Below are 25,832 nucleotides of genomic sequence, written 5' to 3'. Positions count from 1 at the left end.
TGGGCGTGACCCGATAGCCTGGGCGGCATGCGAATTGCTACGTGGAACGTGAACTCTGTGCGGGCTCGGGTAGACCGGATCACCGACTGGCTGGTGCGCACCGAGACCGATGTCCTGCTCGTGCAGGAGACCAAGTGCAAGGACGCCCAGTTCCCCACCGAGCGGTTCACCGAGCTCGGCTACGAGGTGGCGCACTTCGGCCTCTCGCAGTGGAACGGTGTCGCGGTGATCTCCCGCGTCGGGCTCGAGGACGTGCAGACGCAGTTCGCCACGCAGCCCGGCTTCCACAAGGACCCCGAGGAGGAGCAGGCCCTCGAGGCCCGCGCGATCGGCGCCACGTGCGGCGGCGTGCGCGTGTGGAGCCTGTACGTGCCGAACGGGCGCGAGCTGACGGACTCGCACTACACGTACAAGCTGGACTGGCTGGCCAAGCTCAAGGACGAGGCCGCATCGTGGCTTGCAGCCGATCCCCAGGCGCAGATCATGCTGGCCGGCGATTGGAACGTCGCGCCCACCGACGAGGACGTCTGGGACCCCGCCGTGTTCGAGGGCAAGACCCACACCTCCGCGCCCGAGCGCGCGGCCTACTTCGCCTTCGAGGACGCCGGCTTCACCGAGGTCACCCGCCCGCACACCCCCGGCCCCGGCGTCTACACGTACTGGGACTACACGCAGCTGCGCTTCCCCAAGCGCCAGGGCATGCGCATCGACTTCGCGCTGGCCTCCCCCGCGCTGGCCGCCCGCGTCACGGGCGCGTCGATCGACCGCGAGGAGCGCAAGGGCAAGGGCGCGAGCGACCATGCGCCGGTGATCGTGGAGCTGGACTGACTCGCCAGGCCCATTCCTGACTACCGAGTGGTGACCAGCGACTGAAAGTACTGCCCGACGGCCGCCCCGAGGGCGGCCGAGTCCACCTGATGCGTCTGTCCGGGCAGCACCGTCAACGTCCCAGCGGAGAGGCGTTGCGCGAGTTGCTCGGCCGCGATCGACAGCCACGCGGGGCTGTCTCCACCGCTCATCACCAGGGTCGGGGTGTGCACGCCCGCGAACACGTCCAGCGAATCAGGACGCCCACGCATCGTGTCGTCCATGATCCGGCCGTCGTAGGCGACGGTGTGGCCGATCTGCTCGAACATCGCCCAGAACGGCTGGTCGACCATGCCCGCCACCATCTCAGCCGGCAACCCCACCGCCTCGGTCATCATGATGTGCACCGCGTCGCCGGGCCGGCCCGCCGCGACGACGGCATCGAGCCGCTCGACGTAGTCGCCCGGGACGGGGTCCCGATCCGTCGACACAACGAAGGGCGGCTCGTAGCATGCGAGGCCGTCAATAGGCAGACCGGCAAGTGCGGCACGCAACGCGAGGACGGCGCCCGACGACACCCCCAGTGCGAAACCGTGCCCGCCGAAGTGCTCGAGGAGAGCGCCGATGTCCTCAATCTCCCGCTCGACGGCATAGGTGCCCCCGTCGCCGCTTTCCCCCCGTCCGCGACGGTCATAGGTGACCACTCGGAACCGATCGCCGAGCTGGCGCCCGAGCTCACCTTGGCTCATGTCCAATGCACGGAACTGAGTCGCGCCGTCGATGCTAATGACGACAGGGCGGCCTTCCTCTCCGATGACGCTATACGCGATCGCGGTACCGTCTGCACTCCGGACTGTGTGGCTGTTCATAGCGGTTCCTTCAGTTCAGCTAATTTCGGTACCGATCGGTACCCATGGGAATTACGGTACTGTTCAGTACTGTGGAGATCAAGGCTTATGAGTGAATCACCTAGAACTGGTGGCCGGACCGCCAGCGAGAAAGCCGATGCGAAACGTCGGCAGATGATCGAGGCGGCCCTCGAGGTCTTCATCGCGAACGGCTATGTCGGCACCTCCACCGACGAGCTGGCCGCCGCCGCCGCGGTCTCCAAACAGACGCTCTACCGGGTCTTCGGCGACAAGGAAGGCGTGTTCGCCGCGCTGATCCACGATGCCAGCGACCGTATTGACGATCCTTTCGCGCCCTTGGCGGAGCAGATGGCGGACGCAGAGACGGCCGAGGCAGCGGTACGGCTATTAGCGATGCAGTTCGCCCGCTCGATCATGAGTCCACGAGTACAGCAACTGCGCCGCCTCGTCATCGCCGAGGCCAACCGCTTTCCCGAACTGGGGCTGCTCTTCTGGCAGCGTGGCTTCGTCCGCGTCTCGGACTCGGTGGGCCGCTGCCTGCAGATCCTCGACGATAGGGGGCTGTTGGCGATTCCCGACACCGCGATGGCAGTGCAGCATTTCGCCGGAATGCTGCTCTGGATCCCCAGCAACCAGATCATGTTCGCCGGAGCCACCTTGCCTGTCTCGGGAGAGGAGCTCGAGCGGATAATCGCTGCGGGAACCACGGCGTTCCTGCGCGCCTACCAACCGGGCTGACGGACCCCGGCGCCATGGTCTAGCCTGGGCACGTCACTACGACACCACGACAATTTCATCACCACGGGGGCTCGCACCAGCGGGCTGAGAGGACGGCTAGGGCCGTCGACCGTATGAACCTGACCGGATAATGCCGGCGTAGGGAGATCTCACATGCTCGACAATTCTGCGGCCATCACCTTGGGTCCCATCCAGGGCAGCCACAAGATCCACCAGCCGGTTCCCGGCACCGCTCTCACCTTCCCCGCCCGCCGGATCAAGCTCACCAACGGCGAGCACCTGGATGTGTATGACACCTCCGGCCCATATACCGACACCGCCGCGAATATCGACCTCGACAAGGGCCTTGAGCCCATGCGCGACGGGTGGTCACGGCCCGAGCCCATCGACGGCGCGGCCACCCAGCTGGCCTGGGCTCGCGCCGGCATCATCACCGATGAGATGCGCTATTGCGCTGCGCGCGAAGGGGTCTCACCAGATTTGGTGCGGGACGAGGTGGCCCGCGGGCGCGCCGTGATCCCCGCCAACCATAAGCACCCGGAGTCCGAGCCGATGATCATCGGCAAGGCCTTCGCGGTGAAGATCAACGCGAACATCGGCAACAGCGCCGTGCGCAGCTCCATCGCGGACGAGGTCGAGAAAATGGTGTGGGCCACCCGCTGGGGCGCGGACACCATCATGGACCTGTCCACCGGCAAGGAGATCCACACGACGCGCGAGTGGATCATGCGCAACTCCCCCGTCCCCGTCGGCACGGTCCCGATCTACCAGGCCCTCGAGAAGGTCGACGGCGACCCGACCAAGCTGACGTGGGAGCTGTACCGCGACACCGTGATCGAGCAGTGCGAGCAGGGCGTGGACTACATGACCGTGCACGCGGGCGTCCGCCTGCGCTTCGTCCCGCTCACCGCCAAGCGCGTCACCGGCATCGTCTCGCGCGGCGGCTCAATCATGGCCGCCTGGTGCCTGGCGCACCACCGCGAGTCGTTCCTCTACGAGCACTTCGAGGAGCTCTGCCTGATCCTGCGTAAATACGACGTGACCTTCTCCCTGGGCGACGGGCTGCGCCCCGGCTCCATCGCCGACGCCAACGACGAGGCCCAGTTCGCGGAGCTGCGCACGCTCGGCGAGCTGACAAAGGTCGCGAAATCCCATGACGTGCAGGTGATGATCGAGGGCCCCGGCCACGTGCCGATGCACAAGATCGTCGAGAACGTCCGCCTCGAGGAGGAGCTGTGCGAGGAGGCTCCCTTCTACACTTTGGGCCCCCTGGCGACGGACATCGCGCCCGCGTACGACCACATCACGTCCGCCATCGGCGCGGCGATGATCGCGCAGGCCGGCACCGCGATGCTCTGCTACGTCACGCCCAAGGAGCACCTGGGCCTGCCAAACCGCGACGACGTGAAGGTCGGTGTGATCACCTACAAGATCGCCGCGCACGCCGCCGACCTGGCCAAACAGCACCCCGGCGCGCAGGACCGCGATGACGCCCTCTCCCGCGCCCGCTTCGAGTTCCGCTGGGTCGACCAGTTCAACCTGTCGCTGGACCCGGACACCGCCCGCGAATACCACGACGAGACGCTGCCGGCGGAGCCCGCGAAGACCGCCCATTTCTGCTCCATGTGCGGGCCGAAGTTCTGCTCCATGCGCATCTCCGCGGACGTGCGGGCGTATGCCGAGGAGAACGGCCTCGAGACGCAAGAGGACATCGACCGCGTCATCGCGGAGGGCATGGCCGCGAAGTCCGCGGAGTTCGCCTCGCGCGGCAACCGCGTCTACCTCCCGCTGGCCACGTCATGACCGCCGTCCCGACTCGCGTCCTGACCATCGCCGGTTCAGACTCCGGCGGCGGGGCCGGCATCCAGGCCGACCTGCGCACCATGGCGATGTCCGGCGTCCACGGCTGCGTCGCCATCACCGCCGTCACGGTCCAGAACTCCTTGGGCGTCACCGAGATTCATGAGATCCCGCCCGAGACCGTCGCCGCGCAGATCCGCAGCGTCGTCACCGATATCGGTGTGGGCGCGGCCAAGACCGGCATGCTCGCGTCGGCCCCCATCATCGAGGCGGTGGTCGAGGCCTGCACCGAGGTCGGAGTGGGGTCAGGCGGCGTCCCGCTGGTGGTGGACCCCGTCTGCGCGTCGATGCACGGGGACTCCCTGCTGGCGCTGGACTCCCTCGACGCGCTGCGCACGAGGCTGTTCCCCATCGCGGACCTCGTCACCCCGAACCTCGACGAGGTGCGGCTGCTCACCGGCATCGATGTGGTGGATGCCGCCGGCCAGCGCAGGGCCGCCGAGGCGCTGGTGGGCCTGGGCGCGCGGTGGGCGCTGGTCACCGGCGGGCACCTGCGCACCGCCGAGCGCAGCGTCGACGTGCTCTTCGACGGCGACGAATGGTTTGAGCTGACCCGGGACTGGGTGCCGACGCCGCACGATCACGGTGGCGGGGACACCCTGGCGGCCGCGATCACGTGCGCGCTGGCGGCAGGGCTGGACATGCCGGAGGCCGTCGCGCACGGCAAGGAGTGGGTGACGCGCTGTCTGCAGGCGGCCTATCCGCTGGGCTCGGGGCGCGGGCCGGTCTCCGCGTTCTGGCGGCTGGACGGCTGACGCGGCCGACACCCTCGCCCCCGTACCTCGGCCCCGCCCCAGTTGCAACGTCAGCCAGGTCAAGTTACGGGGGCGAGGGCGCAACTGGGCGGCGGGTGCTAGCAGCGCACGAGCTGGAACATCCGCAGATCCTCGGGGACCCCGCGGGCGCGGTTGAGGAAGAACCTGCGATGCTCCTTCACCTTGAGCCCGCGCTGGCGCAGCCAATCCGCGTCCAACGCGTCGAGGACCACCTCGGAGACCACGACGTTGCCGTCGCGGCCGGCCTCCATCATGCGGGCGGCGATGTTCACGTCCACGCCCAGCCAGTCGTCGCCGATCCGGCGGGGATGCCCGCTGTGGATGCCGACGCGCATCGCAGGACGGTAGCCATCGAGGTCCACCTCAGCCAGATTGGCGAGCGCGGCGTGCATCGCCTCGACGGCGACTGCGGGTGAGCGGAAGTCCGCCATCAGCCCGTCCCCCATGCGCTTGACCACCCGGCCGCCACGGGCCACGATCTCCGGCTCCACGGCCGTCGCGACAGCGCGCAGGAGCCGTAGGGTGTCCTCGTCACCGACCTCTAGTGCCCAGGTGGAGAACGCGACGAGGTCGGTGAAGACCAGCGTGACCTCGGCGTCGCCCTCGCCCTTGCCGGACCATTCGCGCAGCGCCTGCCACATCTGCAGCGCGGCGAAGCCGACCTCCCGGGACGCGCCCGGCGAATCGTGGAACAGCTTGTCCGCGGCCCGGGCGATCGCGCGGGCACTGCCCTCGCCGGCCGCCGAGAGCGGATCGCCGAAGCTGTGATCGCCCGGCAGAACCCGGCGCATACGGCGGACCGCCTCGACCGCATGCGGCGCCTGGTCCAGGCTGCGTAGGCGCTGGGCGGCCCGGGCAACGCGGCTGGGCTCCTGCGAGTCGGACTGAGGGTTGCTCACCCGCACAACACTAGGCGACCGACCGCATATTCTCAGGCATCGCGCTTGTTGACCACAACCATGCTCAACCCCAGCACCACCGCGACGAAGCCTGCGAAATACGCGAGACCGCCCCACGGACCCCAGTGGAAATCGAATCCGGTGGACTGCAAGGAGATGAAGTGCAGCATGTTGGCGAATGGCAGAAACACGTAGATGTCCCGGCCGATGCTGCCCATCACGCCGATGATCGACTCGATCACTAGCGGCCACAACACCAGCAACGCGATCGCGCCCGCAGACTGGCGCAGCAGAGCGCCCACCGCGACAGCCAACACGGCCGCCAGCACCGCGTAAATCACGAGCCCGTAGATTGCCCGCCACTGATCCGCCGACGTGATGTCCATGTGGATGAGCGGGCCGGTCCCCGCGATCGCCTTGGCGAGGTAGTACGCGCCGAAGGTGACGACGCCGATAAGGACCGCCGCCAGCACCGCAAGGTTCAGCGCCTTCGCGCCGATCACCAGCGAGCGGTTCGGCACCGCCTGGAAGGTTGAGCGGATAACACCGAATCGGTACTCGGTGGTGACTGCGAGGGCCGCCATGATCATCACGACGAGGATCCCGAACTGGGAGATGCCAGAGACCGCGACGTCCGGCGTCAACAAGAACTGGTTGGCCGGGTCGCCGGTGTCCAGGTTGCTGCGGCCCAAGAGCGCCATCAGCACAGCGATGCCCAACCCCAGCGCAGCGATGGCGAAACTGCACCACCACGGCGACCGGGTCGAGGTCAACTTGATCCGCTCCGCGGCGAGAACACTCATGACTGGGCCTCCAAAGACTGTGCCGCCGGGTTGCTTTCGGACGCGCTGCCATGGAATTCCACCTGGTCAGCGGTGAGGTTCATGAACGCCTCCTCCAGGGAGCCGGTGTGCCCGGCCAGCTCGTGCAGGGCGAGCCCGCTCGCGGCAGCCAAATCGCCGATCTGGTCCGTGCTGGCGCCCGAGGCGATCAGGGTGTTGGTTGTGGGTTCGTCGATGACGTCGATGCCCGCCTGCTGGAGCATCGCGCGCAGTGCGTCCAGCCGCGGCCCGCGCACCCGCACGGTCGATTTGGTCGAGCGGTCGACGAACTCGTCGACGGTCGAGTCCGAGATCAACCGGCCCTTGCCGATCACGATCAGCTGGTGCGCCGTCAGCGACATCTCGGTGAGCAGGTGGCTCGAGACCAGCACCGTGCGGCCCTCCGCGGCCAACTGCTGCATGAACTTTCGGATCCAGACGATGCCCTCAGGGTCAAGACCATTGACCGGCTCGTCGAACAACAGCACCTCTGGGTCGCCCAGCAGCGCGCCGGCCAGCCCCAGGCGCTGTGCCATGCCCAGGGAGAATCCGCCGGCGTTCTTGCCGGCGACGTCCGAGAGCCCGACCAGACCGAGCACCTCGTCCACGCGCGCGACGGGCAGGTTGTTGGACGCCGCCATCCAGCGCAGGTGCGCGTGCGCGGACCGGTTGGGGTGCACCCACTTGGCGTCCAGCAGAGAACCGACGGTCCGCAGCGGCTGCTTGAGAGCCCGATACGGCTGGCCATTGATCGTGGCGGTCCCCGCGGTGGGCCGGTCCAGGCCCAGGATCATGCGCATGGTGGTGGACTTGCCAGCACCGTTCGGCCCCAGGAAGCCGGTGACGATGCCTGGCTTGACGATGAACGTCAGATCGTCGACCGCGAGCGTGCTGCCGAACTTCTTAGTCAGCCCCTTGACTTCAATCATGGCTACCAGCATGCACGCCGGAGCCCAGAATCGCATACTTTCCGGGCGAGGACGCCTGCGCCCAAAATCGTTTCGGGACCCGCCCCGCCCTGCGCGCCAACCGGCCCCCCGTCACGGCAGCGGCCATTGCCGACGCCATCATCGCGGGATCCTCCGCCCGGGTCACGGCGGTGGCCAGGAGCACCGCGTCGCAGCCGAGCTCCATCGCCAGGGCCGCATCCGACGCCGTGCCGAGCCCCGCATCGAGCACCACGGGCACGCCGGCCTGGGCGACGATCATCTCAATGTTGTGCGGATTCAGAATGCCCAGCCCGGTGCCGATGGGCGAGCCCAGCGGCATCACCGCCGCGCAGCCGATGTCCTCGAGCCGCCGGGCCAGCACCGGATCGTCGGTGGTGTACGGCAGGACGGTGAAGCCATCGTCGACGAGTTGCTCTGCGGCGGAGACCAATTCGACAGCATCGGGCAGCAGGGTGCGCTCGTCGGCGATCACCTCCAGCTTGACCCAGTTGGTGCCGAGCGCCTCGCGGGCCAGCTGCGCGGTGAGCACCGCCTCGGCGGCCCCGCGGCAGCCAGCGGTGTTCGGCAGCAGCGCGATGCCGAGGCGCCGCAGCAGGTCCAGCACGCCGGTGCCGCCGGTCGCGTCGACCCGTCGCATCGCCACCGTGGTCAGCTCCGTGCCCGACGCGATAAGCGCCTGCTCGAGTGAGTCCAGGCTCGACGCGCCGCCAGTGCCCATGATCAGGCGGGAGCTCAGCTCGCGGCCGCCGATTCGCAACAGATCAACCACCTTGCACCGCCGTGAGGACCTCGAGCGCCCAGCCGTCGCGCACGTGCTCCCCCCACCGTGAGCGGGGCAGCACAAACCCGTCGAGCGCCACCGCGACGCCCTCGCACGGCAGCCCGAGCCGGTCGAGCAGCTCCTCGACGGTGCACGGCGCGGCGATCTCGTGCGTGTCTCCGTTGATCGTCAATTCCATGAGAACCTCCCTGGATCAAGGCATTTCATCTGAGGCAGCGGATTGCCGCCCAGTTCGGCGAGCACCGTGTCGACGGTGATCGCCATCATCAGCACCCCGTTGCGGCCGTGCCCGGTGGCCGCGATCGTGGTGTCGGACAGTCGGCCGACGAGCGGCAGGTTGTCGGGGGTCATGGGGCGCAGGCCTGCCATCGCATCGGCCAGCTCGTATTCGGCGATCGAAGGCAGCACGGCCTCCGCGTCGGCGAGCAGATCCCTGACCCCGGCGACGGTGACCTGGCGGTCCTCGCCGTGCTCGCACATCGTCGCGCCCACCACCACGCCGTCGGGTCGCGGCACGAGGTAGACATGTCGCCCGCGGACGAGGGCACGGATCGTGCAGGTGGGCGGCTCGGGGGTGCCGGGGCGGCGGCGCAGCCGGAGGATCTCGCCCTTGACCGGGCGCACGGGCAGGCCGGGCCGCAGGGCGGCGGAGTCGCTGCCGGCGGCGAGCACCACCTGGCCGGGCAGGTCCGTCACCAGGTGCGGGATCAGCTCGGCCCCAGCCTCGGCCGCCGCCGTGCGTAGCGCGCGCAGCAGGGCCCGGTTGTCGACGGCCAGCTCCGGCTCGACCCACAGCCCACCGCGCAGGTTCTTCGCCAGGGCTGGCTGCGCGTCGCGGACCTCGCCGCGGCCCAGGCGCTGGAAGGCGTGGCCCTGCGCGCGCAGCCAGCGGTCCTGGGTGTCCAGCTCCGCGGCGTCGGCGCTGTCGGCCGCGACGAGCAGGGTGCCGCGCCCGGTGAGCACGTCGATCCCGGTGTCCGCCAACAGCTCTGCCGCGAGTGCGGGCCACCGCGCCAGGGACTGGGCACCGACATCGAGGACCTGGTCCTCACCGGGCCAGCCCTCGCTGAACGGCGCGAGCATCCCGCCCGCCGCCCAGCTCGCCCCGGTCTGGGGCACACCGTCGGCCAGCAGGGGGTCGTAAATTCGGACTGTGTGGCCGCGCCGGGCGGCCTGCCAGGCGATAGCCGCGCCGATCACGCCGGCGCCCACGATGGAGATATCTGAATTCACCGCTTGTGTTCCCACTGCTCCTCTTCCTGCGCCGGCATGATCCGGATCAGGTTTGACGGTCGGAGCGGCGCGCTCCCTCTCAGCCCCGCGAACCTCGGGACTCCCGTGTGACAGCTCCACCCTAGTCGCTACGGTCGAGCACATGCAGACCCCTCGCGAAAGACTGGCCGACGCCCGCCTCTATCTGTGCACCGATGCCCGACGCGCCACCGGCGACCTCGCCGAGTTCGCGGAGGCGGCCCTGCGCGGCGGGGTCGACGTGATCCAGCTGCGGGAAAAGGGCCTGGAAGCCCTGGAGGAGCTCGCCGCGCTGGCGATCCTGGGCGCGGCGGCCCGGCGCCACGGCGCGCTGCTGGCGGTGAACGACCGCGCGGACCTGGCGTTGGCTGCCGACGCGGATGTGCTGCACCTGGGCCAGGGCGACCTGCCGGTGGCGCAGGCGCGGCGGATCGTCGGTGACCACGTGGTGATTGGGCGCTCCACCCACGACTCCGCCCAGGCCGCGGCGGCCGCGGCCGAGCCGGGCGTGGACTACTTCGCCACCGGCCCCTGCTGGATCACACCTACCAAGCCGGGCCGTCCCGCGGCGGGGCTGGACCTGGTGCGATCCACCGCGGCAGCCGCGCCGACGCGGCCCTGGTTCGCGATCGGCGGCATCGACCTCGAGCGCGTGCCCGAGGTACGCGCGGCCGGGGCGGATCGGATTGTGGTGGTCCGCGCGATCACCGAGGCAGCCGACCCTGAGGCGGCGGCCCGGGCGCTGCGTGCGACGGTGACGGCATGACCCAACTTGAGAACGGTCTATTCATCGAAGAGGCCAGGCCCGCCGCGGAGACCGGCGTGCCCGTCGTGCTCTGCCACGGCTTCCCCGGCTCCTGGCACAGCTGGCGCAACCAACTTCCCGTCCTCGCCGCCGCGGGCCATCGCGCGATCGCCCCGGACATGCGCGGGTACGGACGCAGCCTGTCGCCGAAAGACCCCGCCGACTATGACCGCGCCACCACCGTCGCGGACATGACCTCGCTGCTCGACGAGCTGGGGATCGAGAAAGCAGTGTTCGTCGGCCACGACTTCGGCGCGCAGCTGACCTGGGACCTGCCCTCATGGGCCCCGGAGCGGGTGGCCGGGTTGATCCAGCTCAGCGTGCCGCGGATGCCGCGCTCCCCCATCGCGCCGTCGCAGGCCTACGCGTATATGGCCCGAAAGCACTTCCTGCACTTCCACTACTTCAAGGAGACGGGCGTCGCGGACGCCGAGCTCGACGCGCGCCCCGCCGAGTTCCTGCGCCGACTCTTCTTCGCGCTCAGCGGCGCCGGCGACTACCTCTCCTGCTGGGACTTCCCGGCCGAGGGGAACGGGTATCTCGATGTGCTGCCCGAGGCTCCCGCGCTGCCGTGGCCGTGGCTCTCGGAGGAGGACTTCGCCTACTACGTCAGCGAGTTCACGCGGGCGGGATTCACGGGCGGGCTCAACTGGTACCGGGCGGCCGACGCGGTGTGGGAGCAGAACGCGGGCCGCGACGACCAGCCGATCACGGTGCCGACGGCCTTCATCGCCGGGGCCGAGGACCCGGTGCTGACCATGATGGGCCGGGAATGCCTCGACACCATGGCGGGGCTGGTCCCGGGCCTGCGCTCCACCACCGTGCTGCCGGGCGCCGGGCACTTCGTGCAGATGGAGGCGGCCGACAAGGTCAACGCGGCGATGCTGGAGTTCTTAGGCGGGCTCTAGCAGCCGCCGGCCATCCACGCCGCGGCTTCGTAGATCCGCTGCGCTTGCAACCGCAGCGCGGATGGAAAGCCGCGGCGACAACCATGAAGGCGGACTCGTCGCCGGCCCGCACGTCGGTTGGGCCCAGACCGGGAACCAGTCCCACCCAGCCAGTCCTACCCCAGCCAGTCCAGCACCCGCCCCGGCGAGAGCACCTGCGCGGAGACCGGCAGCCGGGCCCGCAGGCCGCGGTCGGCGGTGACCACCAGCGTGGTCACACCAGCATCGGTCGCGAACTCGTGGGCCAGGTCGGTGATGGCGTCGTCGCCGCTGCCGGCGGCCCGCAGCACGCGGATGCCGTCCTGGTCGGCGGCGGCCCGCGCGTGGCCCTCGAGCACCGCGACGATCTCGGCGGGCCAGCCGAAGGCGTGGTCGGGCAGCTCAAGGGTGCGGGGCAGCGCGGCGCGCAGTTGGGCGAGCATGCGCTCGGCGGCGCCGGGGCGGTCGCGCCACCAGCCGTCGGGCCGCGAGCCGACGAGGTTGGCCATGTCGACGAGCAGCCGGGTGGGCCGGACCCGCAGGTCCGGCCAGGACGCGCCGAAGCCCGGGTGCAACGGCATCGTCGCCACCTCGGCCTCCGGCACCCACGCCAGCTCCACGCTCTCGTGGTTCGCGACGGTCGCCAAAGCTGTTGCGGCGTCGGCGATCACGGTGGTGTAACACCAGGTGGCGGGGTCGCCGGCGGTCCGCCGGTGGGTGCGCACCGCGATGGAAATCGGTTCTAGACCGCCCTCCTCGGCGGCCTCGCGGACCGCGGCGGCCACCACGTCCTCGTGGCTGTCGCGGGCGCCGCCCGGGATAGACCAGGTGCCGCCCTCGTGGCTCCACGCGGCGCGGTGCTGCAGCAGCACAACAGGATTGCCGTCGGACCCGGGCGCGCGCAGCAGCAACCCGGCCGCGCCGAACTTGCCCCAGTGCTTCTGCCCGTCCGAGCCCTTGGCCCAGCCGTCACCATCACCCTGCATCGATGCCCACCTCCGCGTTTCCGACCCCAGCGTAGGTCGTCCCGGATCAGCTCGGCGTGCCAGGCAGGCCCGGGTAGTAGGTGCCGGCCGACCAGCCGCCGTCGACGGCCAGCTCCGCGCCGTTCATGTACGAGGCGTCGTCGCTCGCCACGAACGCCGTCACGCGCGCGACCTCCTCGGGCAGCCCGATCCGGCGCAGCGGCACGTTCTGGTAGTTGGCCTGCAGCTCATCGCCCTCACGGCCGAAGGGGTTGCCCAACGCGGTGTCGACGCCGCCGGGGTGCACCGAGCACACGCGGATGCCCGACGGGCCCAGCTCCAGCGCCTGCGTCTTCGTCAGCCCGCGCAGCGCCCACTTGCTCGCGGTGTAGGCGCTGAGCCCGTTCACGCCGCGCAGCCCGTCCACCGAGGAGATGTTGACGATGACGCCCTTGCCGGCCGCCTTCATCACGGGCACCACATGCTTCGCGCCCATCATCGGCCCCAGCAGGTTCACGCCGAGCAGCGTCCGGGTGGCGTCGACGTCAAGGCCCTCGACGGACGAGAACTGCAGCATCCCAGCGTTGTTCACCAACACGTCGACGCGGCCGAAGCGCTCCACGGCGAAAGCTACGACGGCGGCCCAGCTCGCCTCGTCGCTCACGTCGAGGCCTCTGAACACCGCGTCGCCACCGATGTCCGCCGCCAGCGCGCGGCCCTTCTCCTCGAGCACGTCGGTGATGACGACCGTCGCGCCTTCGGCGGCGAACAGCCTGGCGGTGGCCTCCCCCATGCCCTGCGCCGCGCCGGTGATGATCGCTACCCTGCCGTCAAACCTGGACATCTCGCACCCTTCGTAGTGGAGGGCCATTGTCGGCCCCACCCGCGACGTGCCGCCCGGGTTCTTCCGCCAGCCAGGACGCCGGATTCAGTACATACTGTGCGGTGTCCGCATAACATGCAGAATTGCACGTGTTGTCGAAATCTGGGCACAAGGCGAAGGGGGTAGCGGTGCTTGAGCGTGGTCGGAGCCGGCTGCACGCCTGGCGGCCCCCCACCCCGTCACGATCCGACCTGGCCAGGGCGCGCCGACGCGCCAGCGGTTGGCAGGACATTGTGGCGTCCACCCCTGGCCGGCTGGCCGGCATCGGCGTCGTGCTGATCCTGCTGGCGCTAGGCGCGGGTTTCCTCGCGGGCTCTGGCACAGACGCCCAGCAGGTCCGCATCAAGACCCTGCGCCAACATTCCGAGCCGCTGGCCAACGCCGCGCAGGGGCTCTACAGCTCGCTGTCGGTGGCCGACGCGTCCGCGGGCACCGCGTTCCTCGCGGGCGGGCTGCAACCCGTCGAACTGCTGGACCGCTACAACCAGGCGCTCGGCACCGCGAGCGCCGCGCTGTCCACTGCTGCGATCGGTGTGGACCCCAGCGACGCCGAGGCGAAGCACCTGCTGGCACAGATCGGCAGTCAACTCCCGATTTACACGGGCCTGGTCGCAACCGCCAACTCCAACAACCGGGCCGGCAATCCGGTAGGCGTGAGCTACCTCAGCGAGGCATCCAACCTGATGCAGGGCACCATCCTGCCGGAGGCGCAGCAGCTGTACTCGGATCAAGCTGCCATCGTGAGCCAGCTGGAAAAACGCAATTCGACGCTCGATTGGGCGCCGCTCGCCCTGACCGCTCTCACCCTCGTGATGCTCGTGTACTTCCAGATCCGCATCGCGCGGCAGAGCCGTCGAGTGTTCAACTTCGGGCTCCTGCCGGCGACGCTGGCGATGGCAGTGCTGCTCGGGTGGCTCCTCACCGCGGGCCTCATCTCCAGCTCCTACAGCCAGCGCGCGCTCACTGAGTCCAGCCAACCGATGGGCGAGCTGACCAGCGCGCGCATCCTCGCGCAACAGGCCCGCACCGACGAGACGATGAACCTGCTCCAACGCGCCAACACGTCGATACAGTACAACGCGTTCGAGGACCGTCTCGACGAGATCAGCCGGCTGATCAGCGAGGTCTCGAAGCCCGGGTCCGGCGACACCACCACCCAGATCGACGGCTGGCGGCGCTCGCACCAGATCATGGAGGACCGGCTCGGGTCCGGGGACTACCCCGGCGCGGTCGCGGCCACCATCAGCACCGACTCGGCGTCGTCCGCCAGCCATTTCATCGCGCTGGACCGGGACCTGAGCGAACAGATCGGCCAGTTGCGCGGCAACGGCCAATCCGCGGTGAACAGCTCCTATAATGCGTTGACACTCTTGGACGTCGGCTCAGGCGTGCTGTCAGTGGCGGCCGCGCTGCTCATCGGCCTGGGCCTCTGGCCCCGACTCAGCGAATACCAGTAGGTGCGATATGCGTAGGCCGTTGCTCACGTCCGTCGGAGTTCTCGCCTCGCTAGTGCTGCTGGCCGGTTGCGGCACAAGCGATTACGCGGCGCCCATCGTCGCCGAGTCCGTCGGCCCGCCGCTGCCCAGCGGCGCCGTCCTTCTACCGTCCACCGGCACCCCTGCCCCCGTCGCGGTCAATTGCGCCGATGCCGGGAGCCTGCGCCCCGACCCCGCCGTCCAGGCCGATCGCGTGCGCACCAGCAGCGGCTCGGTCGAGCGCATCCGCGAGCGCGGCCGCGTCATCGTCGGGCTGGACCAGGGCAGCAACCTGTTCAGCTTCCGAGACCCGCTCAGCGGCGATCTGCTGGGCTTCGACGTCGACGTCGCACACGAGGTGGCCCGCGACCTGTTCGGCAACCCGGACCGGGTGGAGTTCCGCTTCCTCAGCTCCGCCGAGCGCGAGCAGGCGCTACAGGACAGCACCGTCGACATGGTGATCAAGACGATGACGATCACGTGCAAGCGCGCGGAGACCGTGTCCTTCTCCACCGTCTACTACCTCGCGCACCAGCGGATCCTCGTCACCGCGGACTCTAAGGTCGAGGACGCTTCAGGCCTCGCCGGCAGCCGGGTCTGCGTCGTCGCTGGCACCACCTCCATTGGCGCGCTCAAACAGGCCCAGCCCGCCGTCTCGATCATGACGGTGCCCAGTTGGGGCGACTGCCTGGTGGCGCTGCAGCAGCGGCAAGTCGACGCCGTCAGCACCGACGACACCATCTTGGCCGGCATGGTCGCGCAGGATCCCAACCTGAAGATCGTCGGCCCGCCCATCGAGGCCGAGCCCTACGGCATCGGCATGCACAAGGGCGACGACGACCTAGTCCGCTTCGTCAACGGGACGCTCGAGCGGATCCGGCAGGACGGCCGCTGGAATCAGTTCTACGATCGGTGGCTGAAGGTCCTCGGCCCCTCCCCCGGCCCCCCGCCGGCGGTCTACTCAGACTAGTTCCCGCCCCCCAGATCGAGAAAGGCCCGGTCCCAACATGATTGAGGAATATGGTCTCGAGCCCACCATGCGCGGCACCCGGGGCACGATGCGATCACGGCCAGCTGTGGGCACGCCCACCAGCACCAGCAGCACGGGAACCCGGCACACCCGGGCCCGCACCCGCGCGGGTGCCGCGCGGCTCGCGGACGGGCTCGTCGAGGTCCCGATCGTGGAGCCGGCCGATCCCGCGTCGGCGGTATTGACAACCCCGATCGTCGCCGAGGGCCGCCGGTTCTGCGGCAAGTGCGAGAAGCCGGTCGGCCGCGCCAGCCCAATGGGCCCCGGCCAGCCAAGCGGGGTCTGCGCCGACTGCGGGGCCCCCTATAACTTCACGCCGCTGCTCCAGCCGGGCGATGTGGTTGCCAATCAGTACGAGGTCCAAGGCTGCCTGACACACGGCGGCCTCGGCTGGATCTACCTGGCTATCGACCGCAACGTCAGCGACCGCTGGGTGGTCCTCAAGGGCCTGCTGCATTCCCAGGACCCCATGTCACAGGCCGTCGCCCTGGCAGAGCGCGAGTTCCTGGCGGAGCTCTCGCATCCGAGCATCGTGAAGATTTTCAACTTCGTCGAGCACCCTCGGCCCGACGGCGGCGTGGTCGGCTACATCGTCATGGAGTACATCGGCGGGGTGTCCCTCAAGGGCCTGGCCGACGGCGGGAAGCTGTCGATCGAGCACGCCATCGCCTACGTGCTGGAGATCCTGCCCGCCCTCGAGTACATGCACTCGCTGGGCCTGGCCTATAACGACCTGAAGCCGGACAACATCATGATCGAGGAGGACCACCTCAAGATCATCGACCTCGGGGCGGTTGCCGGCATCGACAGCTACGGGTTCATCTACGGCACGCTCGGCTTCCAAGCCCCGGAGATCATCGAGACGGGGCCCAGTCAGGCGTCGGACATCTACAATGTGGGCCGCACCCTGGCCGTGCTGACCGTAGGCGTCGCCAAGAAGCACGACCGTTACCTTGACGAGCTGCCCTCACCGGAGGATGAGCCGCTGTTCATCGAACACGAGTTTTACTATCGGCTGCTCCTGCGCTGCACTGATCCCGACCCGGAGCTGCGCTACCCGACCGCCCGCGCGCTCGCCGCGGACCTGACCGGGGTGCTGCGCGAGCTCCTGGCCAAGAAGACCGGCATTCCCATGCCAGGGCTGTCCACGCTGTTCAGCCCCCCGCGCACCAGCTTCGGCACCAACCTCGCGATTGCCAGCACGGACCAACTCGTCGACCGGAACGCCGAGCGCCCGCTACTGCAGGCTCGGACCATTGCCGACGCGCTCCCCGTGCCGCTGGTCGACGGGGAGGACCGGGCGGCCCTGCAGATCGCGGCGGCCGCGCACAGCCAGCCCGCAGAGGCCCTCGACATGCTGCGCCGCATCCACGACGAGCACCAGCGCGACGCGGCCGCCGACGCCACTGAGGGCCGATCCGGTCCGCCCAGCGTCGAGATCCCGCTCGCCGAGGTGCGCGCCTACCTGGACCTGCACGAGGCCAACCACGCGCTGGAGCTACTGGACCAGTTGCGCCGAGACCATCCCCCGAACTGGCGCTTCGACTGGTACGGCGGCGTCGGCGCGCTGCTGACGGGCGAGCTCAACGACGCCTTCACCCAGTTCGAGTCGGTGCTCTCCGACCTGCCCGGCGAGCAGGCCCCCAAACTGGCGCTGGCGGCGACGGCCGAGCTGGTGCTGGACCACTGGGAGAGCGACGAGCCCGACGAGTGGCGCCACCTTGCGAAGCGGTATTACCGCAGCCTCTGGTGCAGCGACCGTGCGGTGGTCTCGGCCGCCTTCGGCCTCGCCCGACAGCTCGCCCCGCTGGGCGACCGCGCCGGGGCCATCGAGGCCCTGGACCAGGTCCCGACCAGCTCCCGGCACCGCGACGAGGCCCAGATGACGGCAGCGCTGCTGCTGGTCCACAACCGCGATATCGCCACCATCACCGAGGCGGATCTGGCGGACGTCGGCCGTCGCATCGAGTCCCTGCCCCCAGATGAGCGGCGCACGCTCCAGTTGCGAGCCATGGCCTCCTCCATCGCGCTCACGTGGCTGCGCGATGGCGGAGCCCCCAGCGGAGCGCCATTCCTCGGTGCGCCATTCCTCGGGTCGTCCTTCACCGAGGCCGGTCTGCGCGGGACCACCGAGCAGACGCTGCGCGCGCTCGCGCGGAACGTGCCCAACCGCCGGCACCGCTACCGGCTGGTGGACCTCGCGAACAGGGTGCGGCCGCGCACGTGGCTGTGAACTAGTCCTATTTGGGATATCCTCCCCGGGAGCACGAATTCCCGAAGTTCTAGGAGCATCATGTCTGGCCTCAGACTATTCAGCCGCCGCGCCGCGATCGCCAGCGCCGCAGCGATCGGCGCAGCGATGAGCCTCGTGGCCCCCGCCGCCGCCGCGCCCGCGCCGCACATCACCGGCATCACCGAGATCGGCCCGCAGATCCTGCAGGTCGACGTGTACTCGCCGAGCATGGACCGGGTCATCCCCAACACCGTCCTGCGTCCCCGCGGCGGCGGCAGCGCGCCCACCCTGTACCTGCTCAACGGCGTGCGCGGCGGCACGGACGGCATCGGCTGGCTGAACAGCAGCGACTATGAGGACTTCTTTGCGGACAAGAACGTCAACGTGGTCACCCCCATCGGCGGCCCGTCGAGCAACTACACGGACTGGCGCTTCGACGACCCCCTCCTCGGCCCGGCCCAGGCCAACCAGTGGCAGACGTACCTCACCCAGGAGCTGCCCGGCGTGATCGACGCCCAGTTCCACACCACCGGCCGCAACGCCATCGCGGGCCTGTCGATGTCCGCAGGCCCGGCACTAGACCTGGCCATCCAGGCTCCCTGGCTCTACGACGCGGTGGGCGCGTACAGCGGCTGCCCCATGAACAGCGGCATCTTCGGCACCGCGCAGGTGGCTGGTGTGGTCGCGGCCTCGGGCGGCAACGCGTTCAACATGTGGGGCCCGCCCGGCGATCCGCACTGGGCGGCGCATGATCCCTACCTGCGCGCCGGCGAGCTCCGCGGCACGGCCGTCTACCTATCCGGCGCGTCGGGCATCCCCGGCCCTGTCGACAAGCTGCCCCCGCTCATGGTGGTCGGCGCGGCCGTCGGCGGCGGCACCGCCGTCGAGGCGATCGCCAACGCGTGCACCGCCACGATGTCCCAGCGGCTGAACGAGCTCGGCGTCGCGCACACCTACAACTACCGCGACCAGGGCGCCCACACGTGGGGCCTGTTCGAGGCGGACCTGCGCAACTCCTGGTTCACCACCCTGGGGCCGGCGCTGAACAGCTGAGGTTCGGACAGCTAGCCGCAGATCTCGCGGAGCTGCTCAATCAGCGCGATCCGGCCAGCCGCGTCGGCGGCCAACGGCATGACGTTCAGGGTGGTCACCCCGGACTCCGCGAACGCGGCGACCCGCTCCTCGACATAGGACTTCGGGCCGATGAGGTTGGTCGCGCGCACCAGCTCGTCGGGCACCGCGGCTGCGGCCTCCTCCTTGCGGCCGGCCAGGTACAGCTCCTGGATCGTCGCCGCGGCCTCGCCGTAGCCGTAAGTCGTGGCGAGGGTGTTGTAGAAGTTCTTGCCCTTCGCGCCCATGCCGCCGATATAGAGCGCCATGTGCGGCTTGACCCACTCATGCATGTGGTCGACGTCGTCGCCGATCGCAAGGGCCGGGGAGGCGTAGACCTGCAGCTTCCCCAGGCTCGCGTCGCGCTTGGCTTTGCCGGCGGCCAGCGCCGCGCCCCACGCGTCCTGCGCCCGCTCCGGGTGGTAGAAGATCGGCTGCCAGCCCTCTGCGAGCTCCGCGGTGAGCTCCACATTCTTCGGCCCCAGCGCGGCCAAGATGATCGGGATGCGCTCGCGGACCGGGTGGTTGATCAGCTTGAGCGGCTTGCCCAGGCCCGTGCCGAACTCGGCGGGCAACGGGATCTGGTAATTCTTGCCCAGGTGCTCCACCTTCTCGCGGCGCCACACCTGGCGGCAGATCTCGATGATCTCGCGGGTGCGGCCCAGCGGGGCGTCGTACTTGACGCCGTGGAAGCCCTCGATCACCTGCGGGCCCGACGCGCCCAGGCCCAGCGTGAAGCGGCCGTTGGACACGAAGTCCAGGCCGGCGGCGGTCATCGCGGTCAGCGTGGGCGTGCGCGTGTAAATCTGCAGGATGCCCGACGCGAGCTCCAGGTTGGTCGTCTTCGCGGCGAGGAAGCCGAGCTGGCTCACCGCGTCGAAGGAGTACGCCTCGGGGACGAACGCGATGTCCAGTCCGGCGCTCTCGAGATCCGCCGCCTCGGCCGCGGTCTCGGCGAAGCCGCCGCTGTAGTTAAGGGCCATGCCAATGCGCATTCGGTACCTCGCTCTGGGAGTCACTCGGGTGTCTTCCGACAGTCAACCAGACGGTGACTGGGCGCACTCTATGAGCCGACACGCGCTATTGTTCTCAAATACAACAGCTAGCCTCTCCCGCCAGATCGGAACCGCCATGCTCGACATCTCCTCTCGCCCCGACGCCGGCGCCCTGGCCGTCGCCGCTCGCAACGCCTGGGCGCTGTCCCCGTTCGGCGAGGGCATCGAGGCACCGAGCCCGCTGCCGTCCACCGTGGTCTACTCCGCGGCGCACTGCACGGTGCGGCTCTACCACGGCCCCGCCGACGCCAGCCTTAACCCGGTGCTGCTGGTGCCGCCCCTCGCGGTCCCCATCAGCTGCTACGACCTGCGCGCGGGCCAGAGCTTGGCCGCGCACCTCGTGGCCAGCGGGCGGCCCACGTACGTGGTGGACTACGGCCGGATCCGCTACGCCGACCGCGGTATGGGCTTCGAGGACTGGTTCGCCGACATCGTGCCCACGGCCCTCCGGCAGGCCTCCGCGCACGCGGGCGGGGCCCAGCTGGACATCATCGCGTGGAGCCTCGGCGGCACCATCTCGCTGCTGACCGCGGCCGCCAACACCGGCCTGCCGCTGCGCTCGATCACCACGCTCGGCACCCCCATCGACTACCGCCACAACCCCAGCACCACACCGCTGCGCCTGGTCGGCAAGCTCGTCCCACCGGCCGTCATGTCGTCGGCCCTGTGGGCGGTCGGCGGCATCCCGTCCCCGCTCGTGAAGGTCAGCTACCGGTCGACGGCCCTGCAGCGCGAGCTCACCCGCCCCTGGTTCATCACCCGCAACCTGGCCAACTCCGAGTCGCTCGCCCAGATGGAGGCCATCGACCGGTTCATGTCCGCGATGCCCGGCTACCCGGCGCGGCTCTACACACAGATGCACCAGCGCCTAATCCTGCGCAACGACCTGATGCGCGGTGTGCTCCGCTTCGGCGAGCACCGGGTAAACCTCGCGGACGTCGACGTCCCCGTCCTTGCCTTCGGTGGCGCCAGCGATGTGCTGGCGCCCCTCGACTGCGTCGCGCCGATCGCGGACGTGCTCACCGGCGCCCCGTCCGTACGCGTCGAGGTGGTGCCGGGCAGCCACCTGGGCATGGTCTCCGGCAACCAGGCGGAGGAGCACACCTGGCCGGTGATCGACGAGTTCCACTCGGAGCTCTGCGTGCCGGTTTAGGCTTCAGTCCGGTTTAGACGAACTTCCAGGCCGCCTTCGCGATCGCGAGCTCCTCATTGGTGGGCACCACCAACACCTTCGTCCGCGAGCCCGGCGTCGAGATGATTCGGGCCTCGCTGGACCGCTGGTCGTTGGCCGCGATGTCGATCTCGATGCCGAGCGGCTCGAGGCCGGAGAGCGAGTCCGCGCGGATCGAGGCCGCGTTCTCGCCGACCCCCGCGGTGAACGCGATCGCGTCGACCCGCCCGAGGACCGCCAGATATGCGCCGACGTATTTGCGCAGCCGGTGCGTGTACACGTCGTAGGCCAGCTTGGCGCGCTCGTCCCCCGCCGCGACCTTGAGCGTCAGCTCCCGGAAATCGTTGCCGCCGGACAGGCCCTTGAGCCCCGAGCGCTGATTGAGCAGCTCATCGAGCTGCGGGACATCCATCCCCGCCGCCCGGCCCAGATGCAATAGGGCGCCGGGGTCGATATCGCCCGGGCGGGTGCCCATGACCAGGCCCTCTAGGGGCGTCAAGCCCATCGAGGTCTCCACCGCGACGCCACCGCGCACCGCCGAGGCCGACGCCCCGTTGCCCAGGTGCAGGACGATTGTGTTGACGTCTGCCAACGGACGGTCCAGCACCTTCGCGACCTGCTCGCTCACATACTGGTGCGAGGTGCCGTGGAAACCGTAGCGCCGCACCCCGTACTTCTCGGCGACCTCGGTGTCGATGGCATAGGTGACGGCCGCCTTCGACATCGTGTGGAAGAAGCCGGTGTCGAACACGCCAACGTGCGGCAGATCCGGGAACCGTGCCTGGGCGACGCGGATACCGATCACGTTGGGCGGATTGTGCAGCGGCGCCAGATCCGCGAGCCGCTCGATCTCCGCGATCACCTCGGGTGTGATCAGCGTCGGGTCATAGAACACCTCGCCGCCATGCACGATCCGGTGTCCAATAGCCGCGATCCCCGCGTCCTCAAGGGCCAGCCCGGTGTCCGCGAACATCCGGTAGGCCAGATGCAGGCCCGCCTCGTGGTCCGGGATCGGCCCCTGGAACTCCGACTTCACGCCGCGGTACTTGTGCTCGATATGCCCCTCGACCTCGCCGATCTGCTCCACCAGCCCAGATGCCACGACGGCCTCGGCGTTCGGGTCCAGCAGCTGGTACTTGATCGAGGAGGAGCCGGAGTTGACGACCAGCACGAGCTTGCTCATTCGGTGACGCCGTTCTCTTGCGCTTGGACGGCGGTGATCGCGACGGTGTTGACGATGTCCTGCACCAGGGCCCCGCGGGAGAGGTCGTTGATCGGCTTGTTCAGGCCCTGCAGGACCGGACCGATCGCGACCGCGCCCGCGCTGCGCTGCACCGCCTTATAGGTGTTGTTGCCGGTGTTCAGGTCCGGGAAGATCAGCACCGTGGCCTGCCCCGCCACGGCCGAGCCGGGCATCTTCGAGGCGGCAACGCTCGGCTCGACGGCCGCGTCGTACTGGATGGGCCCCTCCACCAGCAGGTCCGGGCGGCGTTCGCGCACCAGCGCCGTCGCCTCCCGCACCTTGTCCACGTCCGCGCCGGAGCCGGACTCCCCCGTCGAATAGGACAACATCGCGACTTTGGGGTCGATGCCGAACTGCGCGGCCGTCTGCGCCGAGGAGATCGCGATGTCCGCGAGTTGCGTGGCAGTGGGATCGGGCACGACGGCACAGTCGCCATAGGCGAGGACCCGGTCCGACAGGCACATTAGGAAAATGCTGGACACCGTGGACACGTCGGGCACCGTCTTGATGATCTCGAAGGCCGGGCGGATGGTGTGCGCGGTGGTGTGGATCGCGCCGGAGACCATGCCGTCAGCCTTGCCCAGGTGCACCATCATGGTGCCGAAGTAGGAGATGTCGTTCAGCACCTCGGCGGCCCGGTCCTTGGTCATGCCCTTGTGGGCGCGCAGCCTCGTGTACTCCTCCGTGAACTCCTCGCGGAACTCCGAGGTGGCGGGGTCGAGGATTTGCGCATCGTCGATCTCGAGGCCCAGCTCCGCGCCGCGCTGCCGGATCGCGGTCTCGTCGCCGAGGATCGTCAGGTTCACGATGCGCCGGCGCATCAGCCGGCCCGCGGCACGCAGGATGCGGTCGTCGGAGCCCTCCGGCAGCACGATGTGCTTGCGGTCGTTCCGGGCCCGGTCCAGCAGGTGGTACTCGAACATCTGCGGGGTGACCACCGACGGGATCTGCACCTGCATCCGGCCCAGCAGCGCCGGCCCGTCGATGTGCTGCTCCATCACGGCCAGCGCGGTGTCCACCTTGCGCATCGAGCCCACGCCCACGCGGCCCCGGGTGCGCGACGCCGTCTCCGCCGTTTTATACGTGCCGAACTCCGAGGTGACCAGTGGCAGCCGCGGCTTGAGGCCCTTGACCAGAGCGTCGATCGCCGGGTGCGGCATGAGGCCGCCGTTCAAGATAATGCCGGCCAGGGATGGGAAGCCCTCGGCCTCGTGCGCCATCACCAGCGCTAGGAGGACGTCGGAGCGATCCGCCGGGACGATCACGACCTGCCCCTCTTGGACACGCTCGAGGATGTGCTCGGCGGTCATGCCGCCGACCATCACGCTCATCGCCTCGCGGCGCAGCAGCTCCGGGTCGCCCGAGTACAGCTCGCCGCCCATTGCGTCGCGCAGTTCCCCCATCGTGGGCGCGACCAGCAGCGGCACCTCCGGCAGCACCCACGCGGGCAGCTCGGTTGCGCCGACTGCGGTCTTGATGGCGTCGAGCTGGTCCGGGTCGCTGCGGTTGACGATGATCGCGACCGCGTGCGCCTTGACGGCGCGCAGCTCGGACAGGCACATCTGGGCGATCTTCTCGATCTCGGATGCGGTGCGCTCGCGGCCGCTGATCGCCACCAGCACCGGCGCCCCGAGGTTGACCGCGATGCGCGCGTTGAACGTCAGCTCGGTGGGGCTGACGACATCCGTGTAGTCGCTGCCGATGATGACGACGGCATCGCACTGGCTCTCGACCTCGTGGTACGCGGCCACGATCTCGCTGAGCGCGGACTCCGGGTCCTCGTGCACCCGCTCGTAGGTCACACCGAGGCATTGCTCGTAGCTCAGATTCGCGGTGGCATGCTCAAGCATCAGCTCGAGGATGTAGTCCGGCTCCTCCGTCGACCTCGCGATCGGCCGGAACACACCCACCCGCGCGGCCGAGGCTGCCAACAAGTGCAGCAGCCCCAGCGCGATGGTCGACTTACCTGTGTTCCCCTCCGGGGAGGCGATGAAGATGCTGGAGGCCCTTGGCTCGGCGGTCATGGCTGACAGCGTAGTGGGGACCGCCGACAGCCGTCAGCCCAGCGTTGCTTATCCGAGGGCGCGCAGACGCGGCGCCAAGTCCCGCTCGAACAGTTCCAGGAAGCGGCGCTGGTCATGGCCGGGAGCGTGGAAGACCAAGTGGTTCAGGCCCGCATCCGTGTACTGCTTAACCTGCGCGACGGCATCCTCCGGGTCCGAGGCCACAATCCACCGCTTCGCGATCTGCTCGATCGGCAACAGATCCGCGGCCCGCTCCATCTCGATCGGGTCGTCAATGGAGTGCTTCTGCTCCGCCGTCAGCGACAGCGGCGCCCAGAACCGGGTGTTCTCCAGCGCCTTCTCATGGTCGGTGTCGTAGGAGATTTTGATTTCGATCATCTTGTCGATCTCGGCGACATCCCGCTCCACCTTCGCCGCGCCCTCGTGCACCGCGGGGATCAGCTTCTCGGTGTACAGATCCATGCCCTTGCCCGACGTGCAGATGAACCCGTCCCCCGCCCGGCCCGCATAACGCGCCACAACAGGCCCGCCAGCGGCGATATAAACGGGAATGCCGCCCTCGGGCACGTCGTAGATCGACGCGCCGCGGGTGGAGTAGTAGTCACCGTCGAAGTCGATGCGGTCCCCGGTCCACAGCTCCCGCATCAGCCGCACGGACTCACGCAGCCGGGCGAAGCGCTCCTTGAACGCGGGCCACTCACCCGTGAAGCCCGTGGCGATCTCGTTGAGCGCCTCCCCGGTGCCCACACCGAGCATCACGCGGCCCGGGAACAGGCAGCCCATCGTCGCGAAGGCCTGCGCGATCACGGCCGGGTTGTAGCGGAAGGTCGGGGTCAACACGGAGGTGCCGAGCTGGATTCGCTCGGTGCGCTCGCCGACCGCCGCCATCCACGCAATAGAGAACGGGGCGTGCCCGCCCTCGTGGCGCCAGGGCTGGAAGTGGTCGGACACGGTGGCGGAGTCCATGCCGTGTTTTTCGGCGAGCACCGCGATCTCGACTAGCTCACGCGGGCCGAACTGCTCCGCCGACGCCTTGAACCCAAGCTTCAATTCAGTGCTTGCCACTTTGCGCTCCCTTATTGCCCTGGTTGTTGACGGGCGATTCTCGTTGCTCGAAATCTAGCAGCAGGCTCTGACATGTCTGCCGGGCATATTTGATT

General features: G+C 69.2%; 24 protein-coding genes and 2 riboswitches. Of the genes, 11 read left to right on the top strand and 13 right to left on the bottom strand.

Features of this window, described 5'->3' with window-relative positions; genetic code table 11:
- The first annotated feature begins 27 nt into the window (after positions 1-27).
- Positions 28-828: an exodeoxyribonuclease III gene (locus TBIF_RS16235; RefSeq protein ID WP_024795823.1), complete on the top strand. Its 801-nt coding sequence runs from the start codon at positions 28-30 to the stop codon at positions 826-828.
- 20 nt (positions 829-848) lie between these two features.
- Here the strand turns inward: TBIF_RS16235 and TBIF_RS16230 are convergent, their stop codons facing one another.
- Positions 849-1,556 carry an alpha/beta fold hydrolase gene (locus TBIF_RS16230; RefSeq protein ID WP_200182756.1) on the bottom strand — a complete coding sequence of 236 codons (708 nt, stop codon included), beginning with the start codon at positions 1,554-1,556 and terminating at the stop codon, positions 849-851.
- 207 nt (positions 1,557-1,763) lie between these two features.
- Here TBIF_RS16230 and TBIF_RS16225 point away from each other — a divergent pair, with 207 nt between their 5' ends.
- The 3 genes from TBIF_RS16225 (at position 1,764) to thiD (ending at position 5,029) form a co-directional block, all read left to right on the top strand.
- Positions 1,764-2,414 carry a TetR/AcrR family transcriptional regulator gene (locus tag TBIF_RS16225; protein WP_038171536.1) on the top strand — a complete coding sequence of 217 codons (651 nt, stop codon included), beginning with the start codon at positions 1,764-1,766 and terminating at the stop codon, positions 2,412-2,414.
- 53 nt (positions 2,415-2,467) lie between these two features.
- Positions 2,468-2,576: riboswitch (TPP riboswitch) on the top strand.
- On the top strand, positions 2,568-4,217 hold the full coding sequence (thiC, locus tag TBIF_RS16220; protein WP_024795820.1) for a phosphomethylpyrimidine synthase ThiC: 1,650 nt from the start codon (positions 2,568-2,570) through the stop codon (positions 4,215-4,217). Its footprint overlaps the riboswitch before it by 9 nt.
- Positions 4,214-5,029 (top strand): bifunctional hydroxymethylpyrimidine kinase/phosphomethylpyrimidine kinase, encoded by an 816-nt coding sequence (thiD, locus tag TBIF_RS16215; protein WP_024795819.1) that lies wholly within the window; start codon positions 4,214-4,216, stop codon positions 5,027-5,029. The genes thiC and thiD overlap by 4 nt, the downstream gene beginning before the upstream one ends.
- A gap of 98 nt (positions 5,030-5,127) precedes the next feature.
- Here the strand turns inward: thiD and TBIF_RS16210 are convergent, their stop codons facing one another.
- The 6 genes from TBIF_RS16210 to thiO are packed head-to-tail and all read right to left on the bottom strand — an operon-like array spanning position 5,128 to position 9,734.
- Positions 5,128-5,949: an adenylate/guanylate cyclase domain-containing protein gene (locus TBIF_RS16210; RefSeq protein ID WP_024795818.1), complete on the bottom strand. Its 822-nt coding sequence runs from the start codon at positions 5,947-5,949 to the stop codon at positions 5,128-5,130.
- Positions 5,950-5,981: 32 nt separating this feature from the next.
- Complete coding sequence (locus TBIF_RS16205) at positions 5,982-6,752, bottom strand: ABC transporter permease (protein WP_024795817.1); 771 nt, start codon at positions 6,750-6,752, stop codon at positions 5,982-5,984.
- Positions 6,749-7,699 (bottom strand): ABC transporter ATP-binding protein, encoded by a 951-nt coding sequence (locus tag TBIF_RS16200; protein ID WP_024795816.1) that lies wholly within the window; start codon positions 7,697-7,699, stop codon positions 6,749-6,751. Before TBIF_RS16200 ends, TBIF_RS16205 begins: the two co-directional genes overlap by 4 nt.
- Positions 7,692-8,438: a thiazole synthase gene (locus TBIF_RS16195; RefSeq protein ID WP_051461596.1), complete on the bottom strand. Its 747-nt coding sequence runs from the start codon at positions 8,436-8,438 to the stop codon at positions 7,692-7,694. Before TBIF_RS16195 ends, TBIF_RS16200 begins: the two co-directional genes overlap by 8 nt.
- 43 nt (positions 8,439-8,481) lie before the next feature.
- Positions 8,482-8,679 (bottom strand): sulfur carrier protein ThiS, encoded by a 198-nt coding sequence (gene thiS / locus TBIF_RS16190; RefSeq protein WP_024795814.1) that lies wholly within the window; start codon positions 8,677-8,679, stop codon positions 8,482-8,484.
- Positions 8,670-9,734: a glycine oxidase ThiO gene (gene thiO, locus TBIF_RS23810; protein WP_051461588.1), complete on the bottom strand. Its 1,065-nt coding sequence runs from the start codon at positions 9,732-9,734 to the stop codon at positions 8,670-8,672. The genes thiS and thiO overlap by 10 nt, the downstream gene beginning before the upstream one ends.
- A gap of 6 nt (positions 9,735-9,740) precedes the next feature.
- Positions 9,741-9,851, bottom strand: a riboswitch (TPP riboswitch).
- 25 nt (positions 9,852-9,876) lie between these two features.
- Between thiO and thiE the strand changes: the two genes are divergently transcribed.
- Together thiE and TBIF_RS16175 are read left to right on the top strand one after the other, a co-directional pair.
- Positions 9,877-10,518 (top strand): thiamine phosphate synthase, encoded by a 642-nt coding sequence (gene thiE, locus TBIF_RS16180; RefSeq protein ID WP_024795813.1) that lies wholly within the window; start codon positions 9,877-9,879, stop codon positions 10,516-10,518.
- Positions 10,515-11,465: an alpha/beta fold hydrolase gene (locus TBIF_RS16175; RefSeq protein ID WP_024795812.1), complete on the top strand. Its 951-nt coding sequence runs from the start codon at positions 10,515-10,517 to the stop codon at positions 11,463-11,465. Before thiE ends, TBIF_RS16175 begins: the two co-directional genes overlap by 4 nt.
- Positions 11,466-11,620: 155 nt before the next feature.
- Here the strand turns inward: TBIF_RS16175 and TBIF_RS16170 are convergent, their stop codons facing one another.
- Together TBIF_RS16170 and TBIF_RS16165 are read right to left on the bottom strand one after the other, a co-directional pair.
- Positions 11,621-12,469, bottom strand: coding sequence for an NUDIX domain-containing protein (locus tag TBIF_RS16170; RefSeq protein ID WP_024795811.1), 849 nt, complete (start codon positions 12,467-12,469; stop codon positions 11,621-11,623).
- 46 nt (positions 12,470-12,515) lie between these two features.
- Positions 12,516-13,292 (bottom strand): SDR family NAD(P)-dependent oxidoreductase, encoded by a 777-nt coding sequence (locus TBIF_RS16165; protein ID WP_024795810.1) that lies wholly within the window; start codon positions 13,290-13,292, stop codon positions 12,516-12,518.
- Between the two features lie 272 nt (positions 13,293-13,564).
- Between TBIF_RS16165 and TBIF_RS16160 the strand changes: the two genes are divergently transcribed.
- Genes TBIF_RS16160 through TBIF_RS16145 form a run of 4 tightly spaced genes read left to right on the top strand, consistent with a single transcriptional unit; the run spans position 13,565 to position 19,122 of the window.
- Complete coding sequence (locus TBIF_RS16160; RefSeq protein WP_024795809.1) at positions 13,565-14,788, top strand: GlnX family signal transduction membrane protein; 1,224 nt, start codon at positions 13,565-13,567, stop codon at positions 14,786-14,788.
- A 7-nt stretch (positions 14,789-14,795) separates the two neighbouring features.
- The gene (locus TBIF_RS16155) at positions 14,796-15,776 is read left to right on the top strand and encodes a glutamate ABC transporter substrate-binding protein (protein WP_024795808.1); all 981 of its coding nucleotides are present in this window, start codon (positions 14,796-14,798) and stop codon (positions 15,774-15,776) included.
- A 37-nt stretch (positions 15,777-15,813) separates the two neighbouring features.
- Positions 15,814-18,069, top strand: a complete 2,256-nt coding sequence (locus tag TBIF_RS16150) for a serine/threonine-protein kinase (protein ID WP_024795807.1) — start codon at positions 15,814-15,816, stop codon at positions 18,067-18,069.
- 60 nt (positions 18,070-18,129) lie between these two features.
- On the top strand, positions 18,130-19,122 hold the full coding sequence (locus TBIF_RS16145; RefSeq protein ID WP_024795806.1) for an alpha/beta hydrolase: 993 nt from the start codon (positions 18,130-18,132) through the stop codon (positions 19,120-19,122).
- 11 nt (positions 19,123-19,133) lie between these two features.
- Here the strand turns inward: TBIF_RS16145 and TBIF_RS16140 are convergent, their stop codons facing one another.
- Positions 19,134-20,174, bottom strand: coding sequence for an LLM class F420-dependent oxidoreductase (locus TBIF_RS16140; RefSeq protein WP_024795805.1), 1,041 nt, complete (start codon positions 20,172-20,174; stop codon positions 19,134-19,136).
- 136 nt (positions 20,175-20,310) lie between these two features.
- On the opposite strand from TBIF_RS16140, the gene TBIF_RS16135 reads away from it, so the two are divergent.
- Positions 20,311-21,387, top strand: coding sequence for an alpha/beta hydrolase (locus tag TBIF_RS16135; protein ID WP_024795804.1), 1,077 nt, complete (start codon positions 20,311-20,313; stop codon positions 21,385-21,387).
- Positions 21,388-21,400: 13 nt separating this feature from the next.
- On the opposite strand, the gene TBIF_RS16130 is transcribed toward TBIF_RS16135, so the two are convergent.
- The 3 genes from TBIF_RS16130 to fgd are packed head-to-tail and all read right to left on the bottom strand — an operon-like array spanning position 21,401 to position 25,737.
- Entirely contained in the window at positions 21,401-22,588 is a 1,188-nt protein-coding gene (locus tag TBIF_RS16130; RefSeq protein WP_024795803.1) for an acetate/propionate family kinase, read from the bottom strand.
- Positions 22,585-24,672, bottom strand: coding sequence for a phosphate acetyltransferase (gene pta, locus TBIF_RS16125; RefSeq protein WP_024795802.1), 2,088 nt, complete (start codon positions 24,670-24,672; stop codon positions 22,585-22,587). Before pta ends, TBIF_RS16130 begins: the two co-directional genes overlap by 4 nt.
- 48 nt (positions 24,673-24,720) lie before the next feature.
- Positions 24,721-25,737 carry a glucose-6-phosphate dehydrogenase (coenzyme-F420) gene (fgd, locus tag TBIF_RS16120; RefSeq protein WP_038171530.1) on the bottom strand — a complete coding sequence of 339 codons (1,017 nt, stop codon included), beginning with the start codon at positions 25,735-25,737 and terminating at the stop codon, positions 24,721-24,723.
- Between the last annotated feature and the right edge of the window lie 95 nt (positions 25,738-25,832).

The organism is Tomitella biformata AHU 1821, assembly GCF_000524475.1.
Taxonomy (GTDB): Bacteria; Actinomycetota; Actinomycetes; order Mycobacteriales; family Mycobacteriaceae; genus Tomitella; species Tomitella biformata.
The sequence above is the reverse complement of the archived record's forward strand: the minus strand, read 5'-3'. Positions and strand labels throughout refer to the sequence as shown.

What these genes read in the sequence shown, in the direction of transcription:
- TBIF_RS16195 (WP_051461596.1), bottom strand. Translation starts at nt 8,438, where the DNA reads ATGGGCACTGGCGGCGCGTCGAGCCTGGACTCACTCGAGCAGGCGCTT.
- TBIF_RS16235 (WP_024795823.1), top strand. Translation starts at nt 28, where the DNA reads ATGCGAATTGCTACGTGGAACGTGAACTCTGTGCGGGCTCGGGTAGAC.
- TBIF_RS16150 (WP_024795807.1), top strand. Translation starts at nt 15,814, where the DNA reads ATGATTGAGGAATATGGTCTCGAGCCCACCATGCGCGGCACCCGGGGC.
- TBIF_RS16230 (WP_200182756.1), bottom strand. Translation starts at nt 1,556, where the DNA reads ATGAGCCAAGGTGAGCTCGGGCGCCAGCTCGGCGATCGGTTCCGAGTG.
- TBIF_RS16165 (WP_024795810.1), bottom strand. Translation starts at nt 13,292, where the DNA reads ATGTCCAGGTTTGACGGCAGGGTAGCGATCATCACCGGCGCGGCGCAG.
- TBIF_RS16140 (WP_024795805.1), bottom strand. Translation starts at nt 20,174, where the DNA reads ATGCGCATTGGCATGGCCCTTAACTACAGCGGCGGCTTCGCCGAGACC.
- thiC (WP_024795820.1), top strand. Translation starts at nt 2,568, where the DNA reads ATGCTCGACAATTCTGCGGCCATCACCTTGGGTCCCATCCAGGGCAGC.
- TBIF_RS16145 (WP_024795806.1), top strand. Translation starts at nt 18,130, where the DNA reads ATGTCTGGCCTCAGACTATTCAGCCGCCGCGCCGCGATCGCCAGCGCC.
- TBIF_RS16130 (WP_024795803.1), bottom strand. Translation starts at nt 22,588, where the DNA reads ATGAGCAAGCTCGTGCTGGTCGTCAACTCCGGCTCCTCCTCGATCAAG.
- pta (WP_024795802.1), bottom strand. Translation starts at nt 24,672, where the DNA reads ATGACCGCCGAGCCAAGGGCCTCCAGCATCTTCATCGCCTCCCCGGAG.
- TBIF_RS16135 (WP_024795804.1), top strand. Translation starts at nt 20,311, where the DNA reads ATGCTCGACATCTCCTCTCGCCCCGACGCCGGCGCCCTGGCCGTCGCC.
- TBIF_RS16200 (WP_024795816.1), bottom strand. Translation starts at nt 7,699, where the DNA reads ATGATTGAAGTCAAGGGGCTGACTAAGAAGTTCGGCAGCACGCTCGCG.
- thiE (WP_024795813.1), top strand. Translation starts at nt 9,877, where the DNA reads ATGCAGACCCCTCGCGAAAGACTGGCCGACGCCCGCCTCTATCTGTGC.
- TBIF_RS16155 (WP_024795808.1), top strand. Translation starts at nt 14,796, where the DNA reads ATGCGTAGGCCGTTGCTCACGTCCGTCGGAGTTCTCGCCTCGCTAGTG.
- thiS (WP_024795814.1), bottom strand. Translation starts at nt 8,679, where the DNA reads ATGGAATTGACGATCAACGGAGACACGCACGAGATCGCCGCGCCGTGC.
- TBIF_RS16170 (WP_024795811.1), bottom strand. Translation starts at nt 12,469, where the DNA reads ATGCAGGGTGATGGTGACGGCTGGGCCAAGGGCTCGGACGGGCAGAAG.
- TBIF_RS16205 (WP_024795817.1), bottom strand. Translation starts at nt 6,752, where the DNA reads ATGAGTGTTCTCGCCGCGGAGCGGATCAAGTTGACCTCGACCCGGTCG.
- TBIF_RS16225 (WP_038171536.1), top strand. Translation starts at nt 1,764, where the DNA reads ATGAGTGAATCACCTAGAACTGGTGGCCGGACCGCCAGCGAGAAAGCC.
- thiD (WP_024795819.1), top strand. Translation starts at nt 4,214, where the DNA reads ATGACCGCCGTCCCGACTCGCGTCCTGACCATCGCCGGTTCAGACTCC.
- TBIF_RS16175 (WP_024795812.1), top strand. Translation starts at nt 10,515, where the DNA reads ATGACCCAACTTGAGAACGGTCTATTCATCGAAGAGGCCAGGCCCGCC.